Raw genomic sequence first — 8,555 nt, 5'->3', positions numbered from 1 at the left:
TGGTGTACCAATGTGATGCGTTCCAAGGTTGAACCCATGAAGGAGGTCGCCCGCATGATCCGAAAACACTTCGACGGCATCGTCGCATGGACCCAGACGCGCCAGACCAACGGCTTTCTGGAGGCTATCAACGGCCTGTTTCAGGCCGCCAAGCGGCGTGCTCGTGGCTACGCGAATCTCGAAACCATGCGCACCGTGCTGTTCCTGATCGCTGGCAAGCTCAACTTCACTTCGATCAACCCGCATACTGCATAACCCATTTGAATTTCAAAAGAGCCTCAAAAATTTCACGATTGGGAATACTTAGAGCACCCGTTGCGAGCGCCGTAGGGCCAGCAGCAACGGCGAGATTGCGAGGTTGCTCGGCGTTCCGCGCGTGCCCGATAGTGATGAATGCTTTGTCCACCTCAATCTCTTTACCGGTTTCGCCGACAATCCGATAACGATCTGAGAGCGGCAATCGCTCCATTCGTATTGCGCTCTCGCGAAACTCCTCGATAGTGACATTTGCCGGGGCTTGCGCAATGAAATGTGAGTAGGCCCACGATAGATAGCGGCCTAAGTGACATCTCGGTAAGAAATCTGTCGGCTCTACATCGCGTTGATGGCAGTCGCCTTGGGAACAATGAACCTTTAAGCCAGCCGCCTTACTCCATTCGTAGAGCGAAGGGCCAGGGCGTTCGCTCGCCCCTTCAAGCGACGCTGGATCCGGGAAGGCGGTCAATTGACACGCTATGGTGTTCAGCACCAGATGGTCCGGTTGATCTACGGCATGAACACCGACTCCAAGCTCACCCGGCTCAAAAATGGCTATGGTAAGACGTACGGCTGTACGCTCAGCCATAGCGAGCAGGCGCTCAAGAACAGACAGCCCTCTAGGCCCCAGGCCAATGATTCCTACCGTCAGTGAGCCAGCTCTCAGAGTGTTCAGAGCATCGGTTACCATCTGGTCGTCTCCGCGAAGAAATCCGGAACTGCGATCGAGGCCCCCTCCGCCTGTGCTGCTGCGAGCACGCGAACGCCCAAAGCTAGATCAAGGACCCCGAGTCCAAACGGAGAGAAAATCAATGGTCTCTTGCGATCCATTAGCAGATCACCGGAAATAAGTTGGGCGATGGTTCCTGCGATGAAGTCGCGATGTCCAAATTTCTTCTCGGCAAGATGAGGAGATGTATCAGCCTTAAGACAATGTTCGACATCGTCGACGACATTGGTGGATTTGAAAATCAAATCTGCACCGACATCTCGCAATGAAATGTTAAGAATGATTTGCCCTGGGCGAAAGCTGTTCGGTTCAGTGATATGCGGTTCCGACGCGTTTGTCGCCAATACGACAATGTCAGATTCGAGAACCTCCGCAACGCTCGCGCATTCGTGAACATTTTGTCCTGTGGAGGCAAGGTGAGCGACCAGAGACTTTCGGGAGATATCGTCCAGATCGAAGACTCTAGCTTGCTCGAATGACCATGAATCAGCTTGGAACATGTTCGCAATCGTTCGGGCTATCACCCCTGCGCCAATGAATCCGATAGCAGGCGCGCTCTTCTTTCCATCGTTCAAATGAGTCGCGGCAAGAACCGCCGATGCCGCAGTGCGAACAGCGCTGATGTAGGAGGCCTCAAGGCAGGCGTACGGGAAGCCGCTTTCTGGATCATTCAGGATCAAGGTCGCAGATGCTCGCGGCAAACCTCTCTCCGTGTTTTTCGGATAGCTTGCAATCCATTTGATTCCTGTTGCGCGCACCTCGCCGTCGATTGACGCGGGGAGTGCGATTATTCTGTTCCGCGGAAATTTTGGAAAACGAAGAAAATAGCTATCCGGATTGATTGTCTCTCCGGCCTGATGAGCAAGATAGGTCATCCTGACATCGTGGATGCAGCTGACTAGATCTCGATCAAGGATTTCCTTCACGGCTCGTCCTGGCACCACTGAGAAGGATGGTGACTGGGTGACGTGGGTAGGTACCGATGGCGAGCCTCGATCATCGGAAGTGTTGCCATTGCCCTCCGTTGGCAGGGCACTTGGAAATCTATGACGCACCCATTCGTCGTCGTAGACGGTATCGAGATAACGATCGCCGAGATCCGGCGAGATCGCAATGACTATTGCATCGCGAGGAATGCGTTCGGCGATCGACTCAACTGCGGCGATGACGGTGCCCGTAGATCCCCCGACGAGAATGCCGTTGGTGCGCGCCAGTCGCCGGCACGCCGAAACCGTATCAGCCTCCGGAATCATGATGCGCTCGTGGATGCCCGTATCCTCAAAAATTGGAGGTCTTTGACTTGAGCCGAGTCCTGGGATGAACCGTTTCCCAGCGGGTTGGCCGAAGGTTACAGATCCCACGCTGTCGACTGCAATGATTTTCGTTGCAGGTCGATGCTGCTGAAAGTACTGGACACAACCCATCAACGTTCCGGTTGTGCCGGCACCAACGAACAGATAATCCACGTGATCAAAACTCTTTGCTATCGACAGCGCGGTTGTCCGCGCATGCGCTTTTGGGTTCTCGGGATTAGAGTATTGATTCAGCCATATAAACCTCCCGTCAGATTTCAAAGCATCTTGGACATAAGCGATACGGGTTCCGAGATACCCGCCGTTACTGTCTCTTCGACTAACGGTAACAACCTCTGCTCCGTACGCTCGCATTGTTTTTACGTTTTGCTGTGAGGTGTTCGGATCTACAACGCACACAAAGCGGTACCCACGCTCTGCGCAAAGTAGACTGAGCGCTACGCCAAGGTTACCGGATGAGGATTCAATCAATACAGAGTCTCGCTTGATACGATTCTCTGATTCGAGACTTTGTAGGAGCCCCAGCGCGGTTTTCATCTTCACGGAGCCGGCCGGATTGAACGACTCAATTTTTAGAAATACGTTGTTCAGCGAGAGACCTTTGACACGCAAAAAGACGTTGTCGTGAATCATCTGCGATACGGTCTTGAACATTTGATTCCTCTTCTTGAATACGCAATCCGCGTCGGCTAGATTGACACGGTCTGGGGTTGCTGTTCCATCGCAGAAAAGATGCGTCCGGCTCTTAGAGCCAATAAGGAAAATGACTGTGCATCGCTTATTCCGTGGCTTCGCTCAGAAAGCCCGTTAGCAAAGATTGATACATCGCACCTACCCTTGAGCTTGATTCGGTAATCTCGCTCGATCGACAGAGCGCCTTCGTCTGTAACGTCCAGCCATGGCTGCAAGGCTGCTAACAATGGAGGAATTTTCGGCTGTTGATATCCGGTACCAAGCAATATCGCGTCGACCAGAAGCTCTGTCTTTTCGTCTTTGAATACGTCACGAAGGACGATCCGGTAGCAATCACCATGACGATTCACACTGACAAGTTCGCTGAACGGCCGCACAGTTAATCTTTCTCGACCAATGATCGCATCCTCATAAATCATTGAGTACAACGCCAGGCTTTCGTCAGGGTCAATACCGGCGTAGTTTGTCGATTTGACCTCGCGAAACAGTCGTTCTCTGGCATCAGGGTTGAGGCTGTGGAAATAGTCAACGCGCTCCGGTACGAATGCCAGATTGGGAAAGTGGCCGAATTGGGCCAACTTGAAGCCACTTGATCGATGCAACGAAACGACATTGCAATCTCGCCGTCTTTGAAAGATGTCGATGATCGCTTCGCTGGCGCTCTGTCCAGAGCCAATGACTAGCCAGCGCTTAGGTAGCCGTGAACCAAAGGCTTCGATTCTGCTTAAGTATTCAGATGTATGAAAAACATGGGTTCCCAAATACGGGCGCACCGCATCAGGAATGGCTGGATAGCTTCCGGTTGAAAGAATGAGTTGCTTCGATCTCCAGACGCCGCCGGACGTCACTGCATCCAGGCTGACCAGCACGCCATCCCGAACATTCGGTAGGATTTCAAGAACTCGCTGCTCGTATGAGACGAGATGCGACAGTTGCTCGGCGACCCAAGAAACGTAGTCGGACCATTCCTGACGACTGGCCGGGCGACCGAGGATGCCGAACTTATACAGGCGCCCCTTTTCATGAAGGTACATCGCGAAAGAGAAGCGGCTTCTCGGATTTCGTGGTGTAACTAGATCACGAAACACATGGTGATTTATATCAGTGCCTGGCAGGATAAACTCGGGATGCCATGCCGAGATTGAGGACGCTTCGAGAAATCTTACGTTTCCGATCGGAGACGCCGAGCCATACTCCATTGAATCGGCAATGGCACCTGCGAGCGCTATCCCGGCTGGCCCGAAGCCAATACCGAGAGCATTGACTTCAGTGATGCAGCGAAAATCATTGTTCATCAAACGCTCCGCCAAAAGATGGACAGCTACAACCCGTAGATCATTGCGCGGCATAAAGGAATCGACGTTGCGCTCAATAGAGGACCGATTCGCCTTTCGTTTGACTAACGGGAACGGTATCGTCCAGCAGTGCCTGAAATAGAAGGCTTCTGCCTCCCACGCTCCATAAACCATGGGGTGCACCTGCCCGTTCCCCGCGCTGAAATTGCACCGCTCCGACGGCTGTAGTGAAAAATCCCTCGGAGATAGTTTTCAACATGCTCGGGCCGCATGCCTTAGCCTCGACGGCGACCTGCAAGGCGGCAAATGTCTCGAGGCCATAGACGTCGGGATCGACACCGTAGGTAAGCCTATACAAACTGCAGAATCGTTGACCTTGTGTGATCGAATACGCTGGCGCGAAACTCACAATGTGCAATTCACCTGGTTTTTCAACGACGCTCGGAAGAGAGGCGGACGCAGCGTCATCAGTAAGGATGATCGGAGCATTAATTTGTCGCGTCCGCATCGCGGAGACGAAATGGCCGCTCGCCGCAAGTCGGCCAGCGAACACCAACGCGTCTGCAGAGGAAGCATTCGAAGTCAATGTTATCGTTGAACGCTCTGTGTGAATCTCGATCTCTCTTGCCAACATTCTTCCGTGGAGGCTTTCGTCGCTACTGATGCAGATCGTTGACCATCCGCGTTGAATCACGAAATTAACAAGCCGGCTCGCGAGCGCAGTATCGTTCGGGCAAATTCTGAACGCATTGTTGTTATCGTTTGTAACGGCGCTGGCGGTCGCGGCGGGCAGAAGCAGCGGAATTCCGCTAGCGCCATAGATCGGGGCAGCTGCCACGGCAGCATCCGAAGAGAAATGCCCAACCACTACGTCTACAGATTTTTTGACGAATTGTTCAGCGACATTGATCGCTGTGTTTCGATCGGCGTTATCGTCAGCAAATTCGTAGGTGACGGACACGGCAGGCCGATAGTGGTTTCGAAATAGCTCAAGAGAGCGCAGAAGTGTCCGGCCGTGCGATGTAATTCGCGGATCAAAGATCGCTGAAATGCCCACCTTCATTTTTTGCCCGCTCATAGCTGCACCTCTGCAGGAATTGCTGTTGTAACGAATCGATTAGGCCGAAGGTAGTGCACGCTTGGTTCGTCGTTAGTGCGCGACGAAAGCGCAGCCAAAACATCTGCTGTCGCGATCGACGCGATTGCGGGAGCCAGCTTGTAGCCAATCCCGGACATCGCCGCGGCGACGTAGATGCCGTCGCTTTCGTTTAGAAATCCGCAGATTGGTCTACCGTCTGCGGAATAGCCGTCGACCCCCACGCCGGCATCAAGTGCTGAACGAGGTGAAGAAGTCCAGCCCGTCATAGCCGAGAAGCGTTCGTATGCATCATTCACCTGGTGAATTGATGGCGATGGTATGCAATCTGCCGGTACACCGTAGGATCTTACTGACGAGCCGACTTGCACGAGACTGGAACCTAGCGGCCGTGCATACGTGCCGGCGATTGCATCGATGACCGGGAAGGCTAGCGGTTGAGGACTCCAGAAGCGCGCAAATGGAATGGTATGGTTGACAATCGGAAGCTCTGTGCGGAGCAATGTGGACCACGATCCGGCCGCGATCACAGCGATCTTTGTTCGAAGCACGCCGTTGCGCAATCGCACTTGAACGTCTCCGAGCTTCCCGGATATTCCCTGTACTTGATGTCCCTCCAGAACCAGTCCGTTAGTACGAGTCGTTGCGAGCAGCGACCGCACAGCAAGGACGGCATCTGCCTGACCGCCGTCGCGCTCCCATAGATAAAGCCTTTCTGGTGCCCCCCCAACAAAGCCGGTCATTTTGATCGCCTCATCGCGGCTCAAGAGCGTCATGGGGTAAGTGGACGACGAAAATCGGGATATCGCATCCTTGACAGTTCCCTCTTCCGCGAGCGGGACGGCATGCAGCACGCCAGTTCTAAGGAGTGCACGTTGCATGATTCGCCCGACGGCGGTTGTGCGCAGCTCAGCTATTGCCCTGGCGGCAAGATGAGTTATGCACGAATCCCGGTCGTAAGTGCGCACGATGCCTCCGGTGAGGGAGGTCGCGCCAGCGGCCCCGCAACGGGCGCGATCAATGACGGCGACGCGCTTACCGGCTATGCCCAGACTCGCAGCTATCGCGACACCGGTGACGCCCCCTCCCACGATCACAGCATCGAAATCTGCTCGCGTTGTCATAAGCCCTTCCTCGACCGGGATACGATGCTTAGATGGAGTATTCGGCAGCACTGCCTGTCATAACATCGGCAAGAGCGGCATCTCGATCGATTTCGCAGGAACGCAAAATACGTGCTGATAACGCGGGATGAAGCGGCTCGCCGAAAATCGCAGCCAGAACTAGGAGGTGCTTAAACGAGCGTTGCTTTTCCAGCCTGTCATAAGAAAGCGTAAGCAGGTCAAGGACAAGCTGGGCAAGAGAGCGGATGGAGAAACGGTCAAGCGATGTCGCGTTGAACCAGCGCGCTCTGGCGGACAGGACATATACTTTATCGTCAGAATCGAGCCCATCAAGCCAATGCTCCGAAGCCTTTTTTGCGGCGGCATCGATCAGGGCGGCGTATTGATTGACAAATGTATCCGCCCGCCATTTCCGGAATACCTCGATATTGAAATCTGACGTGCTATCCTCGGGCGCCACCGACGCGAGATAGAGTCGGACGCTGTCGGGACAGGCTTCGGCGACCAGATCACGTATCCAGATAGCGTAGTTTCGGCTAGTAGATAAATTTTCCCCATTGAGCGTCAGAAACTGATTTGCATAGAAGCGTTGCTTGACCTTGTAACCTGGCATAGTCATCAACAGAGCCGGCATCGCAATCGCATGGCTGTAGAGGCAGTCGTATCCCATGAAATTCGCAAGAATGCTGCCGTCGGTCTTCCAATATTTTGCAAAAATAGCATCCTTGTTAGCATCGCCAGAGAAGAACTCTCGAAAGGAGGCGATGTAACCGGCAAGCGACATGAACCATGTTTGAACCCTGCACGAACCATCTGGCGCAAGGTCAAGTCCTCCGTCGTGCGGCCGTGTGACACCCCAGTCTTCCAGCGATGCGGACAGTGCTTGCTGAATCCAGGCTCGCGTTGATGTACGCAATGGCGTTTCCGCGAAAACCGCCTTAAGCCTGTTGGCAAAGGGACTAATACGAAGGAAGGCGCGATTTACGATCGGCCATGTATGCGCGCTGCCGCAAAGCTTGCATCGAAAATTCCGCATTTTCTTTGCATCTGGAGTGTTAGCGCAGTGTTCGCATTGGCTGGCGTCCGAATCCGCTCCGCAATGGTTGCAGTTCCCTCTTCCGAAGGCCTCGTAACCCCATACATCGCAGCTCGGACAGTATGGCTCCGCAGAATCGCGGAACTCTATTGCACCATCTTCCGCGGCAGAGCAAAAAATTTCACGAACCGCATCGCGGTAGTGGTGATTTCCGTATGGGGACATCCAATGATCGATTTCGATACCAGCAAGCTTAAGCGAACCGGTCATCTTCTCCGTGTTTTCGCGGGCGAGCTCGACGGGATCGCGATCGAGCTCACGGCCTCGTCGCAGCATGTACGACTCGTAATCATCTGAATATGAAACAAGGACGCAGTTGTGACCTCGTTGCCGTTGCGCACGGGCAAAGACGTCCGCTCCCAGGAATGGGCCCGATAGGTGGCCGATATGCAAATCGCCGTTGGGAGTTGGGGGCGTGATGGTAACAATAATATTTGCCATTATTTAGAAACCTCCGCCCCTGTTTCCCGAAAGAAACGAGACGCGTGATTTTCATCCCACCAAACCACGTAGAAGTGAAAATCCTCGTCCGTTTCATTTACAACGTAATGATCCGTATGCTTCGGAATCGCCGCGATATCTCCGAACTCAAAATCATACGTAGATTCTCCAATGACCAGTTTTGCCGATCCTTTCACGGCAATAAATATCTCCTGGTCAATTTGAGTATGCGGACGACTTCTGGTGTGCGGTTTTGCAATACACCATGCACCGCCAAATGGCATGGGGTATCCCTGCCACGGGAGTAGCTGCGAGCCATCCACATCAAAGTCGTAAACCATTTTCGACCAATCCATCTTTCGGAACATTTCGAAAGGCTGCATAACGTACTCCGCAAAAGATTTTTTCGTGGGCTTTGTCAATGCTTGTGAGCACCCTGCGTGATTTCGCACGGCGCAGTAAAAGCAGAACCATTGTTAATTGGCGCTGATAAGGACGCGGAGGCAAGGCAG

At 53.5% G+C, this 8,555-nt stretch carries 8 protein-coding genes; 1 reads left to right on the top strand and 7 read right to left on the bottom strand.

The window, feature by feature from the left end:
- Positions 1-255: transposase (locus EVC45_RS22030; protein ID WP_136624680.1), on the top strand; the 255-nt coding region annotated here is incomplete at its 5' end.
- On the opposite strand, the gene EVC45_RS22025 is transcribed toward EVC45_RS22030, so the two are convergent.
- The 7 genes from EVC45_RS22025 to EVC45_RS21995 all read right to left on the bottom strand — a co-directional run bounded on the left by EVC45_RS22025 (position 236) and on the right by EVC45_RS21995 (position 8,426).
- A complete protein-coding gene (locus EVC45_RS22025; RefSeq protein WP_129960349.1) occupies positions 236-946 on the bottom strand; it encodes an FAD/NAD(P)-binding protein in 711 nt (236 codons plus the stop codon). The two genes, EVC45_RS22030 and EVC45_RS22025, sit on opposite strands and share 20 nt — an antisense overlap.
- Positions 940-2,952, bottom strand: coding sequence for a 2,3-diaminopropionate biosynthesis protein SbnA (sbnA, locus tag EVC45_RS46825; RefSeq protein WP_129960348.1), 2,013 nt, complete (start codon positions 2,950-2,952; stop codon positions 940-942). Before sbnA ends, EVC45_RS22025 begins: the two co-directional genes overlap by 7 nt.
- Before the next feature lie 35 nt (positions 2,953-2,987).
- Positions 2,988-4,286, bottom strand: coding sequence for a SidA/IucD/PvdA family monooxygenase (locus EVC45_RS22015; RefSeq protein ID WP_129960347.1), 1,299 nt, complete (start codon positions 4,284-4,286; stop codon positions 2,988-2,990).
- Between the two features lie 73 nt (positions 4,287-4,359).
- Complete coding sequence (locus tag EVC45_RS22010; protein WP_129960346.1) at positions 4,360-5,364, bottom strand: ABC transporter substrate-binding protein; 1,005 nt, start codon at positions 5,362-5,364, stop codon at positions 4,360-4,362.
- On the bottom strand, positions 5,361-6,506 hold the full coding sequence (locus EVC45_RS22005) for an FAD-binding oxidoreductase (protein WP_129960345.1): 1,146 nt from the start codon (positions 6,504-6,506) through the stop codon (positions 5,361-5,363). The genes EVC45_RS22010 and EVC45_RS22005 overlap by 4 nt, the downstream gene beginning before the upstream one ends.
- 28 nt (positions 6,507-6,534) lie before the next feature.
- A complete protein-coding gene (locus EVC45_RS22000; protein ID WP_129960344.1) occupies positions 6,535-8,043 on the bottom strand; it encodes a methionine--tRNA ligase in 1,509 nt (502 codons plus the stop codon).
- Complete coding sequence (locus tag EVC45_RS21995) at positions 8,043-8,426, bottom strand: cupin domain-containing protein (protein ID WP_129960343.1); 384 nt, start codon at positions 8,424-8,426, stop codon at positions 8,043-8,045. Before EVC45_RS21995 ends, EVC45_RS22000 begins: the two co-directional genes overlap by 1 nt.
- Positions 8,427-8,555: the final 129 nt, after the last annotated feature.

The organism is Paraburkholderia sp. UYCP14C (assembly GCF_004197395.1).
In the GTDB taxonomy this organism is placed as follows: domain Bacteria; phylum Pseudomonadota; class Gammaproteobacteria; order Burkholderiales; family Burkholderiaceae; genus Paraburkholderia.
Note: the sequence above shows the minus strand (reverse complement) of the source record. Positions and strands in the feature narration are given on the sequence as shown.

What these genes read in the sequence shown, in the direction of transcription:
- EVC45_RS22005 (WP_129960345.1), bottom strand. Translation starts at nt 6,506, where the DNA reads ATGACAACGCGAGCAGATTTCGATGCTGTGATCGTGGGAGGGGGCGTC.
- EVC45_RS22015 (WP_129960347.1), bottom strand. Translation starts at nt 4,286, where the DNA reads ATGAACAATGATTTTCGCTGCATCACTGAAGTCAATGCTCTCGGTATT.
- EVC45_RS22010 (WP_129960346.1), bottom strand. Translation starts at nt 5,364, where the DNA reads ATGAGCGGGCAAAAAATGAAGGTGGGCATTTCAGCGATCTTTGATCCG.
- EVC45_RS22025 (WP_129960349.1), bottom strand. Translation starts at nt 946, where the DNA reads ATGGTAACCGATGCTCTGAACACTCTGAGAGCTGGCTCACTGACGGTA.
- sbnA (WP_129960348.1), bottom strand. Translation starts at nt 2,952, where the DNA reads ATGTTCAAGACCGTATCGCAGATGATTCACGACAACGTCTTTTTGCGT.
- EVC45_RS22000 (WP_129960344.1), bottom strand. Translation starts at nt 8,043, where the DNA reads ATGGCAAATATTATTGTTACCATCACGCCCCCAACTCCCAACGGCGAT.
- EVC45_RS21995 (WP_129960343.1), bottom strand. Translation starts at nt 8,426, where the DNA reads ATGCAGCCTTTCGAAATGTTCCGAAAGATGGATTGGTCGAAAATGGTT.